The sequence below is a fragment of the Pantoea sp. X-Soil-YNGN-775 genome, from assembly GCF_059730575.1.
Genome location: NZ_AP035945.1, coordinates 3,072,384 through 3,094,987, shown reverse-complemented (window position 1 = coordinate 3,094,987; position 22,604 = coordinate 3,072,384). Strand labels below are relative to the sequence as shown.

Here is a 22,604-nt window from a genome sequence, read left to right as displayed (position 1 = left end):
TTTTCTGTTGCCGGGAGTGGCCTGCATGAATCAACAACGCGATGAATACTGGATGCGCCACGCCCTCAGCCTGGCGCGATTAGCCTGGGAGCAGGGCGAAGTGCCGGTCGGTGCGGTGCTGATACAGGATGACCGGGTGATTGGCGAAGGCTGGAATCGCCCGATTGGTCAGCACGATCCGACCGCCCATGCCGAAATGATGGCGCTGCGGCAGGGCGGTAAGGTACTGGAAAACTATCGATTGCTGAACACCACGCTCTACGTGACGCTGGAACCGTGCGTGATGTGCGCGGGCGCGATGGTCCACAGTCGCATTACCCGGCTGGTGTATGGCGCGCATGATGTCAAAACCGGAGCGGCAGGCTCGCTGCTGGATGTACTGGGCCATCCCGGCATGAATCATCAGATTGAATTGCACAGCGGCGTGCTGGCAGCAGAGTGTGCCGCCATGCTGAGTGACTTCTTCCGCATGCGGCGCGAGCAGAAAAAAGCGCTGCGTCAGGCGCAGCGCCAGAGTTAGCCCTAGTTCATCGCGATGCTCGGTTCAACCGCCGGATAGCCTTTTGCCAGTTCCGCTTGCGCAGCTACCTGCTGTGCCAGCCGCTTCTCCTGCTCCTGCAGATAGCCCACCAGGCTAATCTGATACTTACGAATGTTCTCGACGTAGTTATACGCCTCGTGACCGCGCGCGTAGCCATAGGTGGTCTGGGTGTAGTAACGCTTCTGGCTCAGCATCGGCAGCCGCAGCTTAACGTCCGCCCAGCTATCCGGATTGCCGCCCTGACGCGCCGTCAGTTTGCGCACATCGAGCATGTGGGCATAGCCCATGTTGTAGGCCGCCAGCGCAAACCAGATGCGTTCATCTTCCGGGATGGTCTGCGGCACTTTTTCCATCATATTCTGCAGATACTGACTGCCACCGCGAATACTCTGCTCAGGATCGGTGCGGTCGCCAACGTCCAGGCTCTCAGCGGTATTGCGGGTCAGCATCATCATGCCGCGCACGCCGGTCGGCGAGGTAGCCTGCGGATTCCAGTGCGACTCCTGATAAGAGATGGCGGCCAGCAGGCGCCAGTCGATGCTGGTGGCATACTTCTCAAACAGCGGCTTGATGTCGGGCAGGGTGCTGTCGATAGCGCGCAGGAAAGTGCGGGTATCGACATAGTCAAAGGTCCCGACGTGACCGAGATATTTCTCCTCCAGTCGCGCCATCGCGCCTTCTTCACCCATGCCGTTAAAGAAGTCGAGCATCGCCGCATTCAGGCTGTCATCGTCGCTCTGCTTCATATACCAGGTCACTGGCTCTTCATCGGTGACGTCAAACGCCACCGCCAGCTGAGGATAGATGCGCTGCAGCAGGGCGATTGTCACCGAGTCGCCGATGGTGTAGTCGAGTTTGCCATCCGCCACCGCTTCCAGCAGCGCTTTCGGGCTTTGATCGGTGGAGATTGCCCAGTCCAGATCGGGGAACTGGTTTGAGCGGGCGCTTTTCAGGCTGGAGAGGTACGCCGATCCCGAGGCGACCGTCAGCCGCCCCTTGAGATCACCGAGGTTTTTCGGGCGTGGCTTATCCACGCGATACACCAGCTGTTGCGAAACGTTGTAGTAGCCGGGCCCGGTTCGATACCGTGCCAGGCGCTCGCTGTTGTAATTCAGGCCCGCCGCCAGCACATCGGCTTTGCCTTCATCAAGATCGTCAAACAGGTCACTCAGGTTCGGGCGCACCGTCACCTTCAGTTTAACGCCCAGATAATCGGCGAAGCGTTTTGCCAGCTCGTAGTCCATACCGGCTGGAGCCTGATTAATGGTGTAGTAAGTCAGCGGGGAATTGATGGTGCTGACACGCAATACTCCCCGTGATTTAATCTGTGAAATCGTGTCCTGCCCACCGCCGTACCACGGAATGGACGGCCACAATGCCATGGCTAACAGCACGGCGACCAGACCGATAAACAGATAATTAAATTTTAGGCGTTTCAAATAGTTATCTCTCGCTGGCTCTAAGGCCTCTGTCTTTTAAAGGCAGTATTTATCTTCTTTGAACTCCCAGAGCGAGGGGCATTTTGCGCAACAAAGCGAAGCTGAGCAACTCATATAGCAGGTTTTGCGCAAATTTCAGGCAAATCCGGTGGGCCATAAATTTTGCGCAAACGGTTTCGTCGCGAGGTCGCTTTCTCTATAATACGCCCCGTTTTCCCCTGTTGCGCCCAATGAAGCGTCGCCCGGCGTTTCGAAGACGAGAGATCTTATGATGGAAATTCTGCGTGGTTCGCCCGCCCTGTCGGCATTTCGTGTAAACAAACTGCTGACCCGCTTTCAGGACGCTCACCTGCCGGTGAGTGATATTTACGCTGAGTACGTCCATTTTGCCGATGTCAGCGCGCCACTGAGCGCCGACCAACAAACCCGTTTACAGCGTCTGCTGAAATATGGTCCTTCTCTCGCTGAACATGCGCCACAAGGGCGTCTGCTGCTGGTGACACCGCGTCCTGGCACCATTTCGCCATGGTCATCGAAAGCCACCGACATTGCCCATAACTGCGATCTGCCGCAGGTTCGTCGCCTCGAGCGCGGTCTGGCATTTTATGTGCAGGCACCTCAGTTAACCGAGGCGCAGTGGCAGTCGCTTGGCGCACTGCTGCATGATCGCATGATGGAGACGGTCTACAGTGATCTGGCGCAAGCTGAGCAGCTGTTCGCTCACCACTCACCGCAGCCGGTGAAAAGTGTCGATGTGCTGGGTGAGGGCCGTCAGGCGCTGGTTCAGGCTAACCTCTCGCTGGGTCTGGCGCTGGCAGACGATGAGATTGATTACCTGCTGGCGGCGTTCACCCGTCTGGGTCGCAATCCGAATGACATCGAACTCTATATGTTCGCTCAGGCTAACTCTGAGCACTGTCGCCATAAGATCTTTAACGCCGACTGGATTATTGATGGCGAGAAACAGCCGAAGTCGCTGTTTAAGATGATCAAGAACACCATGGAGCAGACGCCGGACTACGTGCTGTCTGCTTACAAAGACAACGCTGCGGTAATGGAAGGCTCCGAAGTGGGGCGTTTCTTCGCCGACGCGGCAGAAAGCGAATACCGCTGGCATCAGGAAGCGGCACATATCCTGATGAAAGTGGAAACCCACAACCATCCCACGGCGATTTCTCCGTGGCCTGGCGCGGCAACCGGCTCCGGGGGTGAAATCCGTGACGAAGGGGCAACCGGACGCGGCGCTAAGCCAAAAGCTGGGCTGGTCGGCTTCTCGGTGTCGAACCTGCGTATTCCTGGCTTCGGGCAGCCGTGGGAAGAGGATTTCGGTAAACCGGATCGCATCGTCAGCGCGCTGGAGATCATGACCGATGGCCCACTGGGCGGCGCGGCATTTAACAATGAATTTGGTCGTCCGGCACTGAACGGTTACTTCCGTACCTATGAAGAGCAGGTTACCAGCCACAATGGCACCGAGCTGCGCGGCTACCACAAGCCGATCATGCTGGCGGGCGGCATTGGCAATATCCGTGCTGACCACGTGCAGAAAGGTGAAATCACCGTCGGCGCTAAGCTGGTGGTGCTGGGCGGTCCGGCGATGAATATCGGTCTGGGCGGCGGTGCCGCTTCTTCGATGGCGTCGGGTCAGTCTGATGCCGATCTCGACTTCGCCTCGGTTCAGCGTGACAACCCGGAAATGGAGCGTCGTTGCCAGGAAGTGATCGATCGCTGCTGGCAGCTCGGCGATGACAACCCGATTCTGTTCATCCATGACGTGGGCGCGGGCGGCCTGTCGAATGCGATGCCTGAGCTGGTCAGCGATGGCGGCCGCGGCGGTCAGTTTAACCTGCGCGATATCCTCAACGATGAGCCGGGCATGAGTCCGCTGGAAGTGTGGTGCAACGAATCACAGGAACGTTATGTGATGGCGGTGGCACCCGAGAAGCTGGCTGAGTTCGAAGCGATTTGCCAGCGTGAGCGCGCACCGTTTGCGGTGATCGGTGAAGCCACCGAAGAGTTGCATCTCAGCCTGAGCGACAGCCATTTCGACAATAAACCGATCGACATGCCGCTCGACGTGCTGCTGGGCAAAACGCCGAAGATGACGCGTGACGTCGTGACGCAGCAGGCGCAGGGCAGTGAACTGCAGCGTGATGGCATCACTCTGGTGGATGCGGTGAATCGCGTGCTGCATCTGCCCGCCGTGGCCGAGAAAACGTTCCTGATCACCATCGGTGACCGCAGCGTGACCGGCATGGTCGCGCGCGACCAGATGGTCGGTCCGTGGCAAATCCCGGTCGCCAACTGTGCCGTGACCACTGCCAGCCTCGACAGCTATCACGGTGAAGCCTTTGCGCTGGGTGAACGTGCGCCGGTTGCGCTGCTCGATTTCGCCGCCTCCGGCCGTCTGGCGGTAGGTGAAGCATTAACTAACCTCGCGGCCACCGCTATTGGCTCGCTGAAACGCGTCAAACTGTCGGCTAACTGGATGTCGGCTGCCGGTCATCCGGGCGAAGACGCCGGTCTGTACGCTGCGGTAAAAGCGGTCGGCGAAGAGCTTTGTCCGGCGCTGGGTATCACCATCCCGGTGGGTAAAGATTCGATGTCGATGAAAACCCGCTGGCAGGAAGGCACCGAACAGCGCGAGATGACCTCGCCGCTGTCGCTGGTGATCACCGCGTTTGCGCGGGTTGAAGATGTGCGTCGTACCGTTACGCCGCAGCTGCAGCCCGATGGTGAAAACCTGCTGCTGCTGATTGATCTCGGTAACGGGGCCAATACCCTCGGCGCTACGGCGCTGTCACAGGTTTATCGTCAGCTGGGCGACAAGCCTGCTGACGTGCGTGATGCCAGCCAGCTGGCGGGCTTCTTCAACGCGATACAGGCGCTGGTGGCGCAGCAGAAACTGCTGGCTTACCACGATCGTTCCGACGGTGGCCTGTTAGTGACGCTGGCAGAGATGGCCTTTGCTGGCCACTGTGGCGTTGAAGTGGATATCGCGGCGCTGGGCAATGACCCGCTGGCCGCCTTATTTACTGAAGAGCTGGGCGCGGTAATTCAGATTAACGCGGCCGATCGCGCGGCGGTGGAGCAAATCCTGGCCGATCACGGTCTGGCCGACTGCAGTCATCTGCTGGGCCACGCGCAGCCGGGCGACCGCTTTGTGATTCGTTCGGGCGACAGCGCGGTTTACAGCGAAAGCCGGACCACGCTGCGCACCTGGTGGGCAGAAACCACCTGGCAGATGCAGCGCCTGCGTGACAACCCGGCCTGTGCCGATCAGGAACACGAAGCGAAAAAGAACGACAGCGATCCAGGCCTTAACGTTACGCTGACCTTCAATCCACAGGAAGATGTCGCAGCCCCAATGATCGCCACCGGCGCGCGTCCACGGGTTGCGGTGCTGCGTGAGCAGGGCGTCAACTCACACGTTGAAATGGCGGCGGCGTTTGACCGGGCCGGCTTTACCGCGGTTGATGTGCACATGAGCGACCTGCTGGCCGGACGTCGTAGTCTGGAAGAGTTCCAGGCGCTGGTTGCCTGTGGCGGTTTCTCTTACGGCGACGTGCTGGGCGCCGGCGAAGGCTGGGCAAAATCAATCCTGTTTAACGCACGGGTGCGTGACGAGTTTGAGACCTTCTTCCACCGTCCGCAGACCCTGGCGCTCGGCGTCTGCAACGGTTGTCAGATGATGTCCAACCTGCGTGAGCTGATTCCCGGCAGTGACCTGTGGCCACGCTTTGTGCGTAACCAGTCTGAACGGTTTGAAGCCCGTTTCAGCCTGGTCGAAGTGGCAGCCAGTCCGTCGCTGTTACTGGATGGAATGGCCGGCTCGCATATGCCTATCGCGGTTTCCCATGGTGAAGGGTTCGTTGAAGTGCGCGACCCGGCGCATCTGGCCGCGCTGGAAGCGAAAGGACTGGTGGCGCTGCGCTTTATCGATAACTTCGGCAAAGTGACAGAAACCTATCCGGCTAACCCGAACGGCTCGCCAAACGGTATTACCGCGGTCACCAACGAAAGCGGCCGCGTCACCATCATGATGCCGCACCCGGAGCGGGTGTTCCGCACCGTCAGCCACTCCTGGCATCCGGCAGAGTGGGGCGAAGACAGCCCGTGGATGCGTATTTTCCGCAACGCACGTAAACAGCTGGGTTAATTAATCCGCTGATAACAACAGGAGGCCACTGCGCCTCCTGTTTTATTTTCAGGCGGCTGTTGGCAAATGACGACAGTCGCCGATCAACGGTGTCGCTATCAGGCGACATTTATCCTGATGATTTATATCAGATAGTTTAGCGACCCTGCTGAGTGTTGCTGTCAGGCGACAATTTTTAGCGGCTTTCGCGGTTCGCTAACGCCGCCGGTGGTCCGGGCAATCTGACAATTTACTGAAAAACATCACTATTTATTAAGTGGCATGAAACTTGCTATACTCCATGCGCTGCTCATTCACCTGTTTATGATTGCCCCGCACCGCGGAAAAGAGCTCATAAAATCCGAATGACGCACCAAACGGAGCCTGCCGTCCACCTCATCGATAATCGTTTGCTTTGCAACGTTATCAAACGCCGGACGTAACGTTGAGTAAGGCTCCACCCATTGTTCCGCGATGCCGCTGGCGTCGCGTCAACGGCAGGCCAGCGCGCCTGCCGTTTTATTTTCTGCCCCTTTCTTCCTGCATCAGACTCCGCTAGCATCCAGACAGCATTTTTCTAAGGAAGCGGCCGCGTGAAAAGATGGCGTTTATTTCCCCGTTCTCTGCGCCAGCTGGTGCTGATGGCGTTTGTGCTGGTGCTGTTACCGCTGCTGGTGCTGGCGTGGCAGGCGTGGGAAAGCCTCTCGGCCCTCAGCGAACAGGCGGCGGACACCAACCGCAACACTTTCACCGACGTGCGCCGCAGTGAGGCGATGGCGCGCACGGCGGTTGAGCTGGAGCGCAGCTATCGCCAGTACTGCGTGCTGGATGACGCCTCGCTGGCGCGGCTCTATCAAACGCAGCGCACCCGCTACAGCCAGATGCTGAGCGCTCACAGCGCCAGCCTGCCGGAACTGCCAGCTTTCCAGACGCTGCAAGCCACGCTGCCCCTGCTGACTCAACCACAGTGCGACAATGGCAACCCGGTGCCGCGCGCCGCCGAAGCGCTGGATCGCTTCTCGGCCACCAATGCCCGGATGGTGCAGGACACGCGTGAGGTGGTGTTCTCACGCGGCTTACAGCTGCAGCGTGAAATTGCCGATCGCGGCCAGTTCTTCGGCTGGCAGGCGCTGATTCTGTTTATTATCAGCCTAGCGTTAATGATGCTCTTCACCGGCATGATCATCGGGCCGGTGAAACGCATCGAACGGATGATCAACCGGCTGGGTGAAGGACGCGAACTGGGCAGCAGCGTAGAGCTTCGCGGCCCGCGCGAGCTGCGGTCACTCGGTCAGCGTATTCTCTGGCTGAGCGAACGGCTGGCCTGGCTGGAAACCCAGCGTCATGAATTCCTGCGTCATCTCTCCCACGAACTGAAAACGCCGTTAGCCAGTTTGCGCGAAGGCACCGAACTGCTGGCGGATGAAGTGGCCGGATCGCTTAATAGCGAGCAGAAAGAGGTAGTGTCGATTCTGGACAGCAGTAGCCGCCATCTGCAGCGGCTGATTGAGCAACTGCTGGATTACAACCGTAAACTGGCCGATGGCCCGACCCGACTGGAAACGGTCAGGCTGGATGAGATTGTGGCGCGGGTAGTTAGCGCCCATGCGCTGTCGGCGCGAACCAAACTGATGCAGACGGTGCTGGAGCTCAACGCGACCCACTGTCTGGCCGAGCCGACGCTATTGATGCGGGTGATCGACAACCTCTATTCGAACGCCGTGAACTACGGCAGCGAATCCGGTACCATCTGGCTGCGCAGTCAGCAGCAGGGCGATCGGATCTGGATCGAGGTTGCCAACAGCGGCACCCCGATTCCGCCGGACGAGCAGAAGATGATATTCGAGCCGTTCTTTCAGGGCAGCCAGCAGCGTAAAGGGCCGGTGAAAGGCAGCGGGCTGGGCCTGAGCATCGCCAAAGATTGCCTGCGTCGGATGCAGGGCGACCTGTCGCTGGTCTCCAGCGATCGCACCGGCGTCTGTTTTCGCATTGAACTGAATACCACAGCCGGGAATGTCTGACTGATGAAATATTTACCCGCTTTGCTGTTGAGCACGCTGACCACGCTGCTGCTCAGCGGATGTACTACTTCTCCGGCCACCTCATCGCTGCCGTCGGGCCATCCGGTGGCAGAGCCGGAGGTCAAAATAGCCGATTATCTGGCCACCCGCTGCAGCGACGTGTGGCAGATTGAGAACCACGCGGCGCTGGCGAATCCGCTCTACTGGATGCGCGCCATCGACTGTGCAGAACGGCTGTCGCCCGCCGAAGCCCGCGCCGAAGCGCACCGCTGGCCGGCTGACGGCTGGTCACGCGCCTTTAAGCAGGGCGTGTTAATGGCTAACGGCAACGTCACCCCGGTGGAGCGACGCCAGTATGTCGCTGCCCTGGACCGCTACAGCAGTGATTTTCCTGCGCCGGTTCGTCCGCTTATTCAGCTGTGGCGCAGCAATCAGGCGGCGCAACTTGACCTCAGCGAAGCGCGAACCCGTTATGCACATCTGCAACAAAGCAGTGATGGCCAGCTGGAGACGCTCCGGCAGCAGATGGTCAGGCAGCAACAGCAGCTGAGTGATACGCAGCGTAAGCTGGAGCGACTGACTGACATTGAGCGCCAGCTATCATCCCGCAAAGCGCCGGATGTCTCTGACAGCAGTCACGGCACCGCACTGCCGCAGGACGAGGAGCAATAATGGTTAAACAAGCCGCCCGGCTGCTGCTGGTCGATGACGATCCCAGCCTGCTGAAGCTGCTGGGCATGCGTCTCAGCAGCGAAGGTTATCAGGTCACTACCGCTGCCAGCGGCCCGGAGGCGTTGCGCCTGCTGCAGAAAGAAAAAATTGATCTGGTTATCAGCGATCTGCGGATGGACGAAATGGACGGTCTGGCGCTGTTTGGCGAAATCCAGAAACGCCACATGGGGCTACCGGTAATTATCCTGACCGCGCACGGCTCGATTCCGGATGCGGTCTCCGCCACTCAGCAGGGGGTGTTCAGCTTTCTGACCAAGCCGGTGGATCGTGATGCGCTCTATAAAGCGATTGATGAAGCGCTGGCGCAGCAGGCGCCGATCAGCGATGACCGCTGGCGCGAAGCTATTGTCACCCGCAGCCCGCTGATGCTGCGGCTGCTGGAGCAGGCGCATATGGTGGCGCAGTCTGACGTCAGCGTGCTGATTAACGGTCAGAGCGGCACCGGTAAAGAGATGCTGGCACAGGCGATCCATGCTGCCAGTCCGCGTCACGGCAAGCCGTTTATCGCCATCAACTGCGGCGCGTTGCCGGAACAACTGCTGGAGTCGGAGCTGTTTGGCCACGCCAAAGGAGCGTTTACCGGCGCGGTCAGCGCCCGTGATGGGCTATTCAAAGCGGCCGGTGGCGGCACGCTGTTTCTGGATGAGATCGGCGACATGCCACAGGCGTTGCAGGTTAAGCTGCTGCGGGTGCTGCAGGAGCGCAAGGTCCGGCCGGTCGGCAGCGATCACGACATGGATATCGACGTGCGTATCATTTCCGCCACTCACCGCGATCTGCCTAAGGCGATGGAGAAAAAAGAGTTCCGCGAGGATCTGTTCTATCGTCTCAACGTGGTTAACCTGAAAATTCCGGCGCTGCATCAGCGGACGGAAGATATCCCGCTGCTGGCGAATCATCTGCTGCGTCAGGCGGCGGAACGGCATAAGCCGCAGATCCGCAGCTTTTCTGTCGATGCGATGAAACGCCTGATGGCCGCCAGCTGGCCGGGCAACGTGCGTCAGCTGGTCAACGTGGTTGAGCAGTGTGTGGCACTCAGCGCGTCACCGGTAATCAGTGATGCGCTGGTGGCGCAGGCGCTGAGCGGTGAAAACAGTGCGTTGCCCACCTTTGTCGAGGCGCGCAATCAATTCGAGCTGAACTATCTGCGTAAGTTACTGCAGATGACCAAAGGCAATGTGACCCATGCTGCGCGTCTGGCTGGACGCAACCGTACTGAGTTCTATAAGCTGCTGTCTCGTCACGAACTGGACGCCAGCGATTTTAAAGAGTAGCGTGCGCCGCCAATCCGCAGGGCAAAGCGTGATCCGCATGGCGGATATTAGCTGCCCGGCCACGCCAGCAACATTTATACTTGATAAACCCTTCCGACCACGGAGGGAGAGAGAAAAGGGTCTGACATGAAAAAGATTGATGCGATTATCAAACCATTCAAACTCGATGATGTACGTGAAGCCTTAGCTGAAGTCGGCATCACCGGCATGACCGTGAGTGAAGTGAAAGGATTCGGCCGCCAGAAAGGCCATACCGAGCTCTATCGTGGCGCAGAGTATATGGTCGACTTTCTGCCGAAAGTAAAAATTGAGATGGTGGTCGGCGACGATATCGTCGATACCTGTGTTGAAACCATCATGCGCACTGCGCAGACCGGTAAAATCGGTGACGGTAAAATCTTTGTCTTTGACGTCGCGCGCGTAGTGCGTATTCGTACGGGCGAAGAGGATGAAGAGGCGATTTGAGTTCGCCAGATTAAAAAAGCCCGCGGCGATGCGGGCTTTTTTTATGGCGCAATCACATGCCTTTATGCGGCCCGAACAGTTCGTAATGGATGCGTGCATCCTCGACGCCAGCATCACGCAGCTGCGCCACCACATGCTGCATAAAGCCCAGCGGGCCACACAGGTAGAACTGCGTCTGCGGTGACTGTAAACGTGCTGCCAGCGCCGTCACGTCCATCATGCCCTGCGCATCAAACGCGCCGGCATCCTGCGGGGCAGGCTGACGATACCAGACCTGCGAAACGAAATCGCTGAGCCGGGCGCCGGTCGCTGTGACTTCGTCGGCAAAGGCGTGCTGCTCGCCATTTTCCGCAGCGTGCAGCCAGCTTACCGCCGCAGGATGCTGCTGCGCGGCCAGCGCATGCAGCATGGCCAGCATCGGGGTCTGACCGACGCCCGCCGAAATCAGCGCCACCGGCGTTGCAGACTCAGCCTGCAGGAAGAAATCACCGTGCGGCGCAGCCAGCTGCACTTCATCGCCCACCTGACCATACTGATGCAGCCAGCCGGAAACCGTGCCTTTGTCCTCACGTTTCACCGCAATGCGGTAATCTTTACCGTTACTCAGGTTAGTCAGGGAATATTGACGAATCTGATGATGTTCGAAGCTGGCGGGCTGCAGGTGCACCGTCAGGTACTGACCCGGCTCAAATGCGGCCACCGGTCCGCCGTCGACCGGCGTAAAGGTGAAACTTTTAATCACCGCACTCTGTTGCTCAATGGCGCTGATGCGGAAAGCGCGGGTACCCCGCCAGCCGCCGGTTTGCTGTTCTGACGCCTGATAAATCTGCTCTTCACGCTGGATAAATACCTCTGCCAGTACGCCATAAGCCCGGCCCCAGGCCGCCAGCACCTCTTCACCCGGATCCAGCAGCTCTTTGATGGTCGCCAGTAAATTTTCGCCGACGATGGCGTACTGATCGGGCTGAATATTCAGGCTGGTATGCTTCTGGGCAATTTTCTCCACCGCCGGCAGCAGCACTGCCAGATTTTCCAGGTTAGCACCGTAGGCGCAAATCGCATTGAACAGCGCTTCACGCTGATCGCCAGTGCGCTGATTATTCATGTTGAAGACGTTTTTCAGTTCGGGATGGTGCGACAACATGCGGTCATAAAAGTGGGCGGTGAGTTTCGGACCGCAGGCCGCAATGGCGGGCAGAGTCGATTTAACGGTCGCGATGGTTTGCGCATCAAGCATAGGAAGAACCTCACATGTAAAGTTGCATTTTAAATGCATCTTATAGCGATACCCGCTGCGCTGTAAATAACCGCATCAACTTTCTGGCGGCTGGGCAGGTCGCGAACTGCCGCTGGAGGAGGAAATCTCCGTCACATCCTGAAGAAAAATCGTGATGCAGTTTCGCCAGAAAAAAGCGTAAAAATCCCGTGCCGCTGCATAGCCAATCGTTTGCGGAAAAAGAGGGGATTCACCCTACCTTCACCTGATAAAACGGTTTACACTGTGGGCCTTCGCCCCGGTGGGGCTTAAACTGCCGTTAAAAAAGTTAGCTGAGTCAGGAGATGCGGATGTTAAAGCGTGATATGAACATTGCCGATTATGATGCCGAGTTGTGGCAGGCGATGGAGCAAGAGAAAGTGCGTCAGGAAGAGCACATTGAACTGATTGCTTCTGAAAACTACACCAGCCCGCGCGTTATGCAGGCGCAAGGTTCGCAGCTCACCAACAAATACGCCGAAGGCTATCCAGGCAAACGCTACTACGGCGGATGTGAATATGTTGATATCGTTGAGCAGTTAGCGATTGACCGCGCTAAACAGCTGTTTGGCGCTGATTACGCTAACGTGCAGCCGCATTCAGGTTCACAGGCGAACTTCGCGGTGTACACCGCACTGCTGCAGCCGGGCGATACCATCCTTGGCATGAACCTGGCCCACGGCGGACACCTGACCCACGGCTCACCGGTTAACCTTTCTGGCAAACTCTACAACGTAGTCGCTTACGGCATCGATGAAACCGGCAAGATCGACTACGACGAGCTGGCTGAATTGGCCAAAACGCATAAGCCGAAGATGATCGTCGGCGGTTTCTCTGCCTATTCCGGCGTATGTGACTGGGCAAAAATGCGTGAAATCGCCGATAGCGTCGGCGCATGGCTGTTCGTTGATATGGCGCACGTTGCCGGTCTGATCGCCGCTGACGTCTACCCAAGCCCGGTGCCGCACGCGCACATCGTGACCTCGACCACCCACAAAACGCTGGCGGGTCCTCGCGGCGGTATTATCCTGGCGAAAAACGGTGACGAAGAGCTGTATAAAAAACTGAACTCCGCGGTGTTCCCGGGTGGACAGGGCGGTCCTCTGATGCACGTGATCGCCGGTAAAGCGGTGGCGTTCAAAGAGGCGATGGAGCCGGAATTCAAAACCTATCAGCAGCAGGTCGCGAAAAATGCCAAAGCGATGGTCGAGGTGCTGATCGCACGCGGCTACAACATCGTCTCTGGCGGCACCCATAACCATCTGTTCCTGATCGATCTGGTGAGCAAAAACCTGACCGGTAAAGAAGCCGATGCGGCGCTGGGTCGTGCCAACATCACGGTAAACAAAAACAGCGTGCCGAACGATCCGAAGAGCCCGTTTGTTACCTCGGGTATTCGTATCGGTACCCCAGCCGTTACGCGTCGTGGCTTTAACGAAGCGGACGTGCGTGAACTGGCGGGCTGGATTGCTGACGTGCTGGATAACATCAACGACGAAGCGACCATTGAGCGCACCAAACAGAAAGTGCTGGAAATCTGCAGCCGTCTGCCGGTCTATGCTTAAGCGTTAACCTGTTGTGTAACCGCATAAAAAGGATGGCATCAGCCATCCTTTTTTATTGTCTGAGGTGCGGCGATCTGCCAGAGTAGCGCCGACTCTTACTGCCAGGCAGCACACTTGCTGGAGGGAATATGGCAATCGGCTCCGCCAGATGGCTCGGATTGGGCTACTTCACCTACTTCTTCTGTTACGGCATCTACCTGCCTTTCTGGGGCGTATGGCTCAAAGGCACCGGTCTCGATGCGGAAAAAATCGGTCTGCTGCTGGGCTGTGGCATGGTGGCGCGCTTTGTCGGCAGCCTGCTTATCGCCTCTCAGGTAAAGAATCCGGCACAGTTAATTACCGCACTTCGCCTGCTGGCGCTGATGACCTGCCTGTTCGCCATTGGCTACTGGGTCGGGCAACAGTGGATGTGGCTGATGGCGGTGATGATTGGCTTTAACCTGTTCTTTTCGCCGCTGGTGCCGCTCAGTGATGCGCTGGCCGCCACCTGGACGCAGCAGATTGGCCTGGCTTACGGTCCGGTACGGCTGTGGGGATCGCTGGCGTTTGTCATCAGTTCGGCGCTGACCGGGGTGCTGGTCAGTGCTTACTCCTCGCAGGCAATATTGCTGCTGCTGTCGGTAGGGGCATTTAGCATGCTGGCCGGAATGATGCTCACGCCAGCCACTCATCCACAGGGGAATGAGCGGCAGGGCGCATCAGGCGGTGGCTGGCCGGTCTGGCGTGACCTGCTGCGTGAAAACGCGGTCTGGCGCTTTATGCTGTGCGTAACGCTGCTGCAGGGGGCGCATGCCGCCTATTACGGCTTCAGTGCTATCTGGTGGCAGGAGAGCGGCTATTCGGCCTCAACGGTGGGCTATCTCTGGTCGCTGGGCGTGGTCGCGGAGATCATTATTTTTGCGCTCAGCAACCGCCTGTTTCGACGCTGGAGCGCGCGCGATTTGCTGCTGCTGTCAGGCATCTGCGCACTGATCCGCTGGAGCCTGCTGGGAGCCAGCACCGCGCTGCCGCTGCTGATTGTGGCGCAGATTCTGCACTGCGGCAGTTTCACCGTCTGCCATTTGGCGGCGATGCGCTTTATTGCTGCCCGTCAGGGCGCTGAGGTGATCCGGCTGCAATCGCTCTATTCCGCGCTGGCAATGGGCGGCGGGATTGCGGTGATGACTATGATTTGCGGCGTGCTGTTTACCCATCTGCAGGGGCATCTGTTTTGGGTAATGGCATTGGTGGCGCTGCCGGCGCTGTTCCTGCGCCCGCGTTACGACTCGAGTAAATAACGGATACGCTGCTGATGGTGCGCCGTCAGCGGCAGTTCCGCATGTATCAGCGGCGGTGAGTAGAGCGGCAGGGAAGTGGCGTAGGGTGAAATAATCAGGTCAACTTCGCGCGGCGCGCCATCGCGCTGAAAACTGCTCACCTGCTGGTAGGTAATATTGATCGGCAGCAGGGTGATTTCACGGATCTGCTGCTCGACATCCTGCTCCAGCTGCGGATCTTCGCCGGTTAATATCAGTACCTGCTTCTCCTGCAGCGCATTTTCCTGCATCAGCCAGGCACCAAAAATCACCGTAATCAGGCTCACCTCTTCCGGGGTAAAAGCGATCTGGTATTCATATTCAAAAGCGCGCAGCGCCAGCTGGGTGGTGCGTAACAGGCGCGGATAGAGGCGGCTGACATCCAGCGCCACGCTGTTGTCGATACCGATGGTGAAATGGGTGCGATCCAGCGCCTGCGCCAGATGGGTATAGAGCTGCTGCAGCAGATCGTCGCGGTCGGCAAAGGTCACCGCAGCACACTGCTCAAAATCGGCAATCAGCTGTACTGTCGCCGCCATTAATCGCTGCTCGCAGGGATGCTTTACCCGATCGGCCTGCGGGGTGTGGATCAGACTGAACAGCAGCGTCCAGAAATCCGTTTCGCTGATGTGCGGTGCCAGATGGCAGCGTTTGCGCCAGTGATGGATCACATCTTCAGCCGCCTGCCGTTCTGCCTTATGTTGCAGCCAGACGCGCTGAGCCTCGCTGAACAGCGCGGGCTGACGCTGACACAGCCCATACTTCATAAAAATCTGCAAGAACAGCCGATCCCGTTCGCTAAAATCGCGGTCCAGCCGCAGTCCGCAGTGCTGAATTAACGCCTGCAGATTGGTCTCATCGTAGAGCGCTTTCTCTATCTTCATCACTTTCAGACGCTGACGCAGCGGACCGGCAAAATGCTCACAGACAAAGGTCTGCGACAAACGCAAACTGCGTCGCAGGTTGTGCAGCAGGCAGAGGCGCCGATCCAACTCTGTTCCATGAAGACGAAAGCTGCCATCCACCATCTGGTGCAGTTCCAGCCGGTGATATCGCTGTATCTCGTCACCCACTTCCGCGATATCCTGTCGGGCAACCGCAGGATCAACGCCATTTAACTGGCAGACTTTTTCAAGCGTAAGCGCGGGAGTCGGCAGAAATAGCAGCAATAAAAGATGGCACTGTCGCTGTGAACGGGTGAAGAGTGGTGCCAAAGGGGTAGCAGAACTCATCAATCAGATTTCCAGCAGGCTAGTTTGAGCTAAGAATAGCCAACCCGGTCAGTCCCGGTAGCTGTCAGGCGGTTTTTTTAGTCAGAGGTTTAAGGCGGGTCACAAAATTTTGTTACTTATAGATTCTTTTTATCGGGAACGTTACTTTATAACATTATGAAACGCACACGCTTTGTATTACTGATGGCCTTAAGTCCGGCGGCACTGGCGCATCCACACAGTTTCATCGACATGAAAACTGAACTGGTGGCGAAGGGGGATACCTTCACCGGCTTAAAAATGACCTGGACCATGGATGAGATCACCTCTGCCGATCTGCTGTATGACGCTGGCGAGGCGAAGCCAGGCAGCGTGGTGTGGAAGAAGCTGGCGGCCGGCGTGATGGCTAACGTGCTGGGCCAACACTACTTCTCAGAAATCTGGCATAACCAACAGCGGGTAAAATTTTTGAATCTGCCTGACGAATATAATCTTTCGCGTAACGGTCATAAGGCGGTGCTGGAGTTTATTCTGCCGCTGGCGGAACCACCGGTACTGACCGGGCAGCGTTTCGACATTCTGACCTTCGATCCCACTTATTTTGTCGACATGTTTTATGACAACGCCAGCGCCCTGACGCTGCCTCCGGCCCTGCAGGAGCGCTGTAAGTTTACGCTTAACACGCCAAAGCCCAACGACTCGCTGAAACAGTATGCGCTGTCGCTGGATAAGGCCGATGCGCCGGCAGAAGAGCTTGATTTGGGCCGGCAGTTCGCGCAGACGGTGAGGCTCACATGTCAGTAATGTCCACTCCGGGCGGCGTCTCACGACTCTGGCCGCTGTGGCTGCTGGCGGCGCTGCTGCTGACTGGCGGCACGCTGCTCTGGCTTAACTGGCCGCAGATTCTGCTGCAGAGCGTGTTGTGGCAGAAAGATCTGCATCAACAGATGACTCAACTGTTACAGCAGGTGGCTGAGCAGCCGCAGCAGGCCGGGCTGTCGCTGGTGCTGTTCAGCCTGCTGTATGGCGTTTTGCATGCGCTGGGGCCGGGCCATGGCAAAGTGGTGATTACCACGTTTCTGGCAACCCATCCGGCCAGAGTCAAAACCAGTATTAAGCTGACGCTGCTGGCCTCGCTATTGCAGGGCTCGGTGGCGATCGTGCTGGTCACGGTGATGCTGGTGCTGCTGCAAACCACTTCACGTCAGCTGCATCTCAGCAGCTTCTGGCTGGAAAAGGGCAGCTTTCTGCTGGTGATCGGTCTGGGGGCCTGGATCGGTTACCGCGCGCTGGGAACGCTGTGGCAGATGCGACGTCCGCGCCCGGCGCTCGCTTTTCGCACGCTGCGTCCCGATCACCAGCATCACGCACACTGTGGTTGCGGACATGCGCACCTGCCGTCACCGCAGCAGATACGCGAGGCGGTGAGTGTGAAAACCCAGCTGCTGGTGGTCGTGTCCATGGGGCTGCGGCCCTGTTCCGGGGCGATCATGATGCTGCTGTTTGCCAAAGTGATCGGCGTCTATGCCTGGGGCGTACTCTCAGCGGCGGCGATGGCGCTCGGCACCGCATTGACCATCTCGCTGATTGGCTTGCTGGTCCAGCGCGCCCGGATAGTGGCGCAACGGCTGGCCCAGCCGCGGCACAATCGACTGGCGCAGCTGCTGGTTCCAGTGCTGACCTTAATCAGTAGCCTGATATTAATTGTGGCCGGTATCGCTTTATGGCAGTCAGCACAGCCCGCTTTCAGCGGCGGAATTCGACCTTTCTGAACTTTAACAAACGCAGCGGGAATTAAATTTCCGCTGCGTAGCTTATCTCGCTAATTTCTGTAAATTCACATCGTTATTTTTTTCTCACTTCCCGATGGTGGTGAAATGACTATTCACTGTCTACGCTGTTAATACCAAAACGGCATTCTCTGCCGGGATGATAAAAAACCAAAGCACCTTTCTGTTTTTTGCGAGGAGTATATTTCATGGCTGATACCCGTATTAATAATGGCTATACCGAAACGCTGGCCACCGGGCCGGCAGGATTGCCACTAAAGCGTATTTCCTGGAGCGCCGTTTTTGCCGGGGTAATTTGCGCGTTGATCGTTCACATCATATTGACGCTGCTGGGAACGGCAATTGGCGCGACCAGCGTAGATCCGATGAAGGAACAGAATCCATTAGACGGACTGGGTACTGGCGCACTGGTCTGGACCGCCATTGAAATGCTGGTGGCGATGGCGGCCGGTAGCTATGTGGCGGGTCGTCTGGCACAGCGTGAAGGCGCGCTGCACGGCTTACTGATGTTTGGCCTTAGCACAATTTTCACTATTTACCTGGCGATTGCGCTGGCGAGCAGTGTATTGGGTGGGGCGATGAATATTGTCGGTTCTGGTTTCCAGGCATTGGGTAGCGGTATTTCCGCTGCTGCGCCATCGGTCACTCAAATGGCGAAAGATAAACTGCAGGAAAGCAATATTAATTTAGATGACCTGCAAAACGAGCTGGAAACCACGCTGCGTCAGACCGGTAAACCGGAATTACAGCCTGAGAACTTAAAACAGGATGCAAATAACGAAGCGCAGAATGCAGAGAACCAGGCTAACAACACCGCTAACCATCCACAGACGGCGGATACTGATCTGGCTAACTGGTTAAAAGGCGTGATGAATCGTCATTCAGATACATTACAGGCTGCCGATCGTGATGCGCTGAAAAATATTATCAAAGCGCGTACCGGTAAAAGCGATCAGGAAGTCGATCAGATTGTTACCCAGACTGAGCAGAGCTATCAGCAGGCGATGCAGAAATATCAGGAAGTGAAGCAGCAGGCCGAGCAGAAAGCGCGTGAAGCAGCAGAGAAAGCGGCAGCGGCCACGGCAAAAGCCAGCTGGTATGCGCTGATTCTGTTGATTATCGAAGCGGTGCTGGCCGGTGTGATGGGGATGGTGGGCCGTCGTACTCAGCCTCGTCAGGTGCTGTCACACGAACGTCGTTAACCGACGCGAAAAACAGGCAATAAAAAAGGCGGCTGAGAAGCCGCCTTTTTCTGTGCTGTGACTTAGCGTTTTAACGCTTCGCTCAGCTCTTCACGCATGTTGGACAGCATGGCTTTCACTACGCGTGGGTTACCGGCAACGATATTACCGGAATGCAGATAACCGTGGTTACCGGTGAAGTCAGTGACCAGACCACCCGCTTCACGCACCAGCAGTTCACCCGCCGCGAAATCCCATGGCTTCAGGCCAATCTCAAAATAACCATCGACGCGACCGGCTGCAACATAGGCCAGATCCAGCGCCGCTGAGCCGGTACGGCGAAAATCGGCGCACTGGGTAAACAGTTTGGTCAGGATGTTCATGTAGGCTGGCGCGTGCTGCTTCAGCTTGAACGGGAAGCCGGTAGCCAGAATGGTGCCATCCAGGTCGCGAGCGATGCTGCCGCGCAGACGGTATCCATTAAGCTGGGCGCCCTGGCCGCGTACGGCGCTGAACAATTCATTACGCATTGGGTCGTAAACCACCGCGACTTCAGTGCGGCCTTTGATGCGCACGGCGATGGAAACAGCAAAGTGGGGCAGACGTTTGATGAAGTTGGTGGTGCCATCCAGCGGATCGATAACCCATTGAATGTCCTGATCCTCACCCGCCAGTTCACCGCTTTCTTCGGTGATGATGGTATGTTTCGGGTAAGATTTACGAATCACTTCGATAATCAGGCGTTCTGCTTCGCGGTCAACATTGGTTACGAAGTCGTTGCTGCCTTTCTGGCTGGCTTCGACGGCGTCCGGGGTTTCATAATTCTTGGCAATTAAATTTCCGGCCTTGCGCGCTGCGCGCACGGCAATGTTGAGCATTGGATGCATCGGTATCTCTCGCTGGATGTTAAAGAACGGGGAAAACGGCGCGGAGTATAGCAGCGTGTTCGGTAAATGTCCTGCTTTATGTTAGCATTCGCGCTACTGATTTTACTGACCCGCTGCTGAGACTCCTCAATAATGCTGCAAAATATCCGTATCGTGCTGGTTGAAACCTCTCACACCGGCAACATGGGCTCCGTCGCCCGCGCCATGAAAACCATGGGCCTGACCAACCTTTATCTGGTTAACCCGCTGGTCAAACCCGATTCACAGGCGATCTCCCTCGCCGCCGGGGCCAGTGATGTGATTGGCGACGCTAAAATCGTCGACTCGCTGGACGAAGCTATCGCCGGCTGCAGTTTAGTAGTGGGCACCAGCGCACGTTCCCGTTCGCTGCCGTGGCCGATGCTTGATGCCCGCGAATGTGGCGTGAAAAGTGTCGAAGAGGGCCAGCAGGCGCCGGTGGCGCTGGTGTTTGGTCGTGAGCGCGTCGGCCTGACTAATGAAGAGCTGCAGAAGTGCCACTATCACGTCGCGATTCAGGCCAACCCGGAATACAGTTCGCTAAACCTGGCGATGGCGGTGCAGATCATCGCTTATGAAGTGCGGATGGCCTGGCTGCAGGCGCAGGAACAGGCCAGCCCGCAGCCGCAGTATGCCGAATCCCCTTATCCGCTGGTAGATGACCTTGAGCGCTTCTATCAGCACATGGAACAGATGATGCTGAATAGCGGCTTTATCCGTGAAGCTAACCCGGGTCAGGTGATGAGTAAACTGCGTCGTCTTTACACCCGTGCCCGGCCGGAACGTGATGAACTAAACATCCTGCGCGGCATGCTTTCGTCGTTTGAAAAGCGAAAAAACGAGAAGAAAGAAGACGATAATAGTTGAGTAAATTACCAGGTTAAATACTTGAGTGTTTTACCTGGTTAAATAGTTGACCAAATTACTCGGGAATGTCAGACTTGCCGACATCTTTTGCTAATCCTCCGATAACCGGACGCTATTGAGGTCGTACGCTATGAGACTGACATCCAAAGGACGTTATGCCGTAACTGCTATGCTGGACGTTGCCCTTCATTCCCATGAAGGCCCGGTTCCGCTGGCTGACATTTCCGAGCGTCAGGGCATTTCGCTGTCGTATCTCGAGCAGTTGTTCTCCCGCCTGCGTAAAAATGGCTTAGTTGCCAGCGTACGGGGACCGGGCGGCGGTTATCTGTTGGGTAAAGAGTCGAATGCTATCGCGGTCGGTGAAGTGATCACCGCGGTCGATGAGTCGGTTGACGCCACCAAATGCCAGGGCAAAGAAGGCTGCCAGGGCGGCGAACGTTGCCTGACCCACGTCCTGTGGCGCGATCTGAGCGTGCGCATCAGTGACTTCCTGAACAATATTTCGCTGGCTGAGCTGGTGAATAATCAGGAGATCCTCGACGTGGCCGATCGTCAGAACGCCAATGACAATCGTCGCTTCCAGAGCCCACGCGCTCAGGAAATCAACGTCAATCTGCGCGCCTCGTAATCCCCGCTGTTGCGGCCCTAACTGCTAACGCGGGCAGGGCCGAATCTGCTATAAAGACGTATGATTTTTTATACGGAGCTGTAGCGCAATGAAATTACCGATTTACTTGGATTATGCCGCCACCACGCCGGCCGATCCGCGTGTAGCCAGCAAAATGATGCAGTTTCTGACGCTGGATGGCACGTTCGGTAATCCGGCCTCCCGTTCTCACCGTTTTGGCTGGCAATCTGAAGAAGCGGTCGATGTGGCGCGCAATCAGGTGGCCGAACTGGTTAATGCCGATCCGCGTGAAATCGTGTTTACCTCTGGCGCCACCGAATCTGACAATCTTGCGATTAAAGGCGCAGCCCACGCCCATCAGGCGCGCGGCAAACATATCATTACCAGCCAGACTGAACACAAAGCGGTGCTCGACAGTTGCCAGCAGCTGGCGCGTGAAGGCTTTGATGTCACCTACCTGAAACCGGCCGCCAACGGCATTATCAGCCCTGAAATGCTGCGTGACGCCCTGCGTGACGACACCATTTTAGTCTCGATCATGCACGTCAATAATGAAATCGGCGTGATTCAGGATATCGCTGCTTTCGGCGAGCTGTGTCGTGAACGCGACATTCTGTTTCACGTTGACGCAACCCAGAGCGTCGGCAAACTGCCGATCGATCTTAGCCTGTTGCCGGTCGATTTAATGTCATTTTCCGCCCACAAACTCTATGGCCCAAAAGGGATCGGCGCGCTCTATGTCCGCCGCAAACCTCGGGTGCTGATCGCTGCCCAGATCCATGGCGGTGGCCATGAACGCGGCATGCGTTCCGGCACTCTGCCGGTCCACCAGATTGTCGGAATGGGTGAGGCCTACCGCATTGCAGCGGAAGAGCGTGAGACCGAGATGGCGCGCCTGCAGCGCCTGCGTGACCGGCTGTGGCACGGCATCAGCCAGCTGCCGGACGTCACGCTGAACGGTGACCTGCAGCACAGCGCTGCCAACATCCTTAACCTCAGTTTTGCCAACGTTGAGGGCGAATCGCTGATCATGGCGCTGAAAGACCTGGCACTCTCCTCCGGTTCGGCCTGTACCTCAGCCAGTCTGGAGCCCTCTTATGTCCTGCGGGCTTTGGGAGTCGGTGAAGAGCTGGCGCACAGTTCGCTGCGCTTTTCGCTTGGCCGCTTTACCACCGAAGAAGAGATCGATTACGCCATCACGCTGGTGCAGAAATCAGTGACGCGACTGCGTGCCTTAATGTAATCGGCCGGATACCCGGCCAGATTCTGGAAACCGCGCCATAATATGCGCCAGGCT

General features: G+C 57.3%; 18 protein-coding genes. 14 read left to right on the top strand and 4 right to left on the bottom strand.

What is annotated here, in order from left to right:
• Positions 1–25: 25 nt before the first annotated feature.
• Positions 26–520 (top strand): tRNA adenosine(34) deaminase TadA, encoded by a 495-nt coding sequence (tadA, locus tag AC6I8I_RS14340; protein ID WP_312055132.1) that lies wholly within the window; start codon positions 26–28, stop codon positions 518–520.
• Positions 521–522: 2 nt separating this feature from the next.
• On the opposite strand, the gene mltF is transcribed toward tadA, so the two are convergent.
• Positions 523–1,980 (bottom strand): membrane-bound lytic murein transglycosylase MltF, encoded by a 1,458-nt coding sequence (gene mltF, locus AC6I8I_RS14335; RefSeq protein WP_312055130.1) that lies wholly within the window; start codon positions 1,978–1,980, stop codon positions 523–525.
• Between the two features lie 268 nt (positions 1,981–2,248).
• Between mltF and purL the strand changes: the two genes are divergently transcribed.
• The 5 genes from purL to glnB all read left to right on the top strand — a co-directional run bounded on the left by purL (position 2,249) and on the right by glnB (position 10,610).
• The gene (gene purL, locus AC6I8I_RS14330; protein ID WP_312759034.1) at positions 2,249–6,139 is read left to right on the top strand and encodes a phosphoribosylformylglycinamidine synthase; all 3,891 of its coding nucleotides are present in this window, start codon (positions 2,249–2,251) and stop codon (positions 6,137–6,139) included.
• A 572-nt stretch (positions 6,140–6,711) separates the two neighbouring features.
• Positions 6,712–8,139 (top strand): sensor histidine kinase, encoded by a 1,428-nt coding sequence (locus tag AC6I8I_RS14325; RefSeq protein WP_312055125.1) that lies wholly within the window; start codon positions 6,712–6,714, stop codon positions 8,137–8,139.
• A 3-nt stretch (positions 8,140–8,142) separates the two neighbouring features.
• On the top strand, positions 8,143–8,811 hold the full coding sequence (qseG, locus tag AC6I8I_RS14320) for a two-component system QseEF-associated lipoprotein QseG (protein ID WP_497827995.1): 669 nt from the start codon (positions 8,143–8,145) through the stop codon (positions 8,809–8,811).
• Complete coding sequence (gene glrR, locus AC6I8I_RS14315; RefSeq protein WP_409519781.1) at positions 8,811–10,145, top strand: two-component system response regulator GlrR; 1,335 nt, start codon at positions 8,811–8,813, stop codon at positions 10,143–10,145. Before qseG ends, glrR begins: the two co-directional genes overlap by 1 nt.
• A gap of 126 nt (positions 10,146–10,271) precedes the next feature.
• Positions 10,272–10,610 (top strand): nitrogen regulatory protein P-II, encoded by a 339-nt coding sequence (gene glnB, locus AC6I8I_RS14310; RefSeq protein ID WP_003848647.1) that lies wholly within the window; start codon positions 10,272–10,274, stop codon positions 10,608–10,610.
• A 52-nt stretch (positions 10,611–10,662) separates the two neighbouring features.
• On the opposite strand, the gene hmpA is transcribed toward glnB, so the two are convergent.
• Positions 10,663–11,847, bottom strand: coding sequence for an NO-inducible flavohemoprotein (gene hmpA, locus AC6I8I_RS14305; protein ID WP_497827994.1), 1,185 nt, complete (start codon positions 11,845–11,847; stop codon positions 10,663–10,665).
• 329 nt (positions 11,848–12,176) lie between these two features.
• On the opposite strand from hmpA, the gene glyA reads away from it, so the two are divergent.
• Both glyA and AC6I8I_RS14295 read left to right on the top strand, forming a co-directional pair.
• The gene (glyA, locus tag AC6I8I_RS14300; RefSeq protein WP_031376264.1) at positions 12,177–13,430 is read left to right on the top strand and encodes a serine hydroxymethyltransferase; all 1,254 of its coding nucleotides are present in this window, start codon (positions 12,177–12,179) and stop codon (positions 13,428–13,430) included.
• 128 nt (positions 13,431–13,558) lie between these two features.
• The gene (locus AC6I8I_RS14295) at positions 13,559–14,707 is read left to right on the top strand and encodes a 3-phenylpropionate MFS transporter (RefSeq protein ID WP_497827993.1); all 1,149 of its coding nucleotides are present in this window, start codon (positions 13,559–13,561) and stop codon (positions 14,705–14,707) included.
• On the opposite strand, the gene csiE is transcribed toward AC6I8I_RS14295, so the two are convergent.
• Entirely contained in the window at positions 14,689–15,957 is a 1,269-nt protein-coding gene (gene csiE / locus AC6I8I_RS14290) for a stationary phase inducible protein CsiE (protein ID WP_312055117.1), read from the bottom strand. The genes AC6I8I_RS14295 and csiE overlap by 19 nt on opposite strands.
• Positions 15,958–16,113: 156 nt before the next feature.
• Between csiE and AC6I8I_RS14285 the strand changes: the two genes are divergently transcribed.
• The 3 genes from AC6I8I_RS14285 to AC6I8I_RS14275 all read left to right on the top strand — a co-directional run bounded on the left by AC6I8I_RS14285 (position 16,114) and on the right by AC6I8I_RS14275 (position 18,928).
• A complete protein-coding gene (locus AC6I8I_RS14285) occupies positions 16,114–16,740 on the top strand; it encodes a DUF1007 family protein (protein WP_312055115.1) in 627 nt (208 codons plus the stop codon).
• Entirely contained in the window at positions 16,731–17,708 is a 978-nt protein-coding gene (locus AC6I8I_RS14280) for a nickel/cobalt transporter (protein WP_497827992.1), read from the top strand. The genes AC6I8I_RS14285 and AC6I8I_RS14280 overlap by 10 nt, the downstream gene beginning before the upstream one ends.
• Positions 17,709–17,914: 206 nt before the next feature.
• Positions 17,915–18,928, top strand: coding sequence for a TIGR04086 family membrane protein (locus tag AC6I8I_RS14275; RefSeq protein ID WP_312055112.1), 1,014 nt, complete (start codon positions 17,915–17,917; stop codon positions 18,926–18,928).
• 62 nt (positions 18,929–18,990) lie between these two features.
• Here the strand turns inward: AC6I8I_RS14275 and suhB are convergent, their stop codons facing one another.
• Positions 18,991–19,794 (bottom strand): inositol-1-monophosphatase, encoded by an 804-nt coding sequence (gene suhB / locus AC6I8I_RS14270; protein ID WP_031376258.1) that lies wholly within the window; start codon positions 19,792–19,794, stop codon positions 18,991–18,993.
• Positions 19,795–19,926: 132 nt separating this feature from the next.
• On the opposite strand from suhB, the gene trmJ reads away from it, so the two are divergent.
• From trmJ to AC6I8I_RS14255, 3 genes are all read left to right on the top strand, one after another.
• Positions 19,927–20,679: a tRNA (cytosine(32)/uridine(32)-2'-O)-methyltransferase TrmJ gene (trmJ, locus tag AC6I8I_RS14265; RefSeq protein WP_031376257.1), complete on the top strand. Its 753-nt coding sequence runs from the start codon at positions 19,927–19,929 to the stop codon at positions 20,677–20,679.
• Positions 20,680–20,809: 130 nt separating this feature from the next.
• On the top strand, positions 20,810–21,307 hold the full coding sequence (iscR, locus tag AC6I8I_RS14260; protein WP_312055106.1) for a Fe-S cluster assembly transcriptional regulator IscR: 498 nt from the start codon (positions 20,810–20,812) through the stop codon (positions 21,305–21,307).
• Between the two features lie 88 nt (positions 21,308–21,395).
• On the top strand, positions 21,396–22,550 hold the full coding sequence (locus tag AC6I8I_RS14255; RefSeq protein WP_312055104.1) for an IscS subfamily cysteine desulfurase: 1,155 nt from the start codon (positions 21,396–21,398) through the stop codon (positions 22,548–22,550).
• The last annotated feature ends 54 nt before the right edge of the window (positions 22,551–22,604 follow it).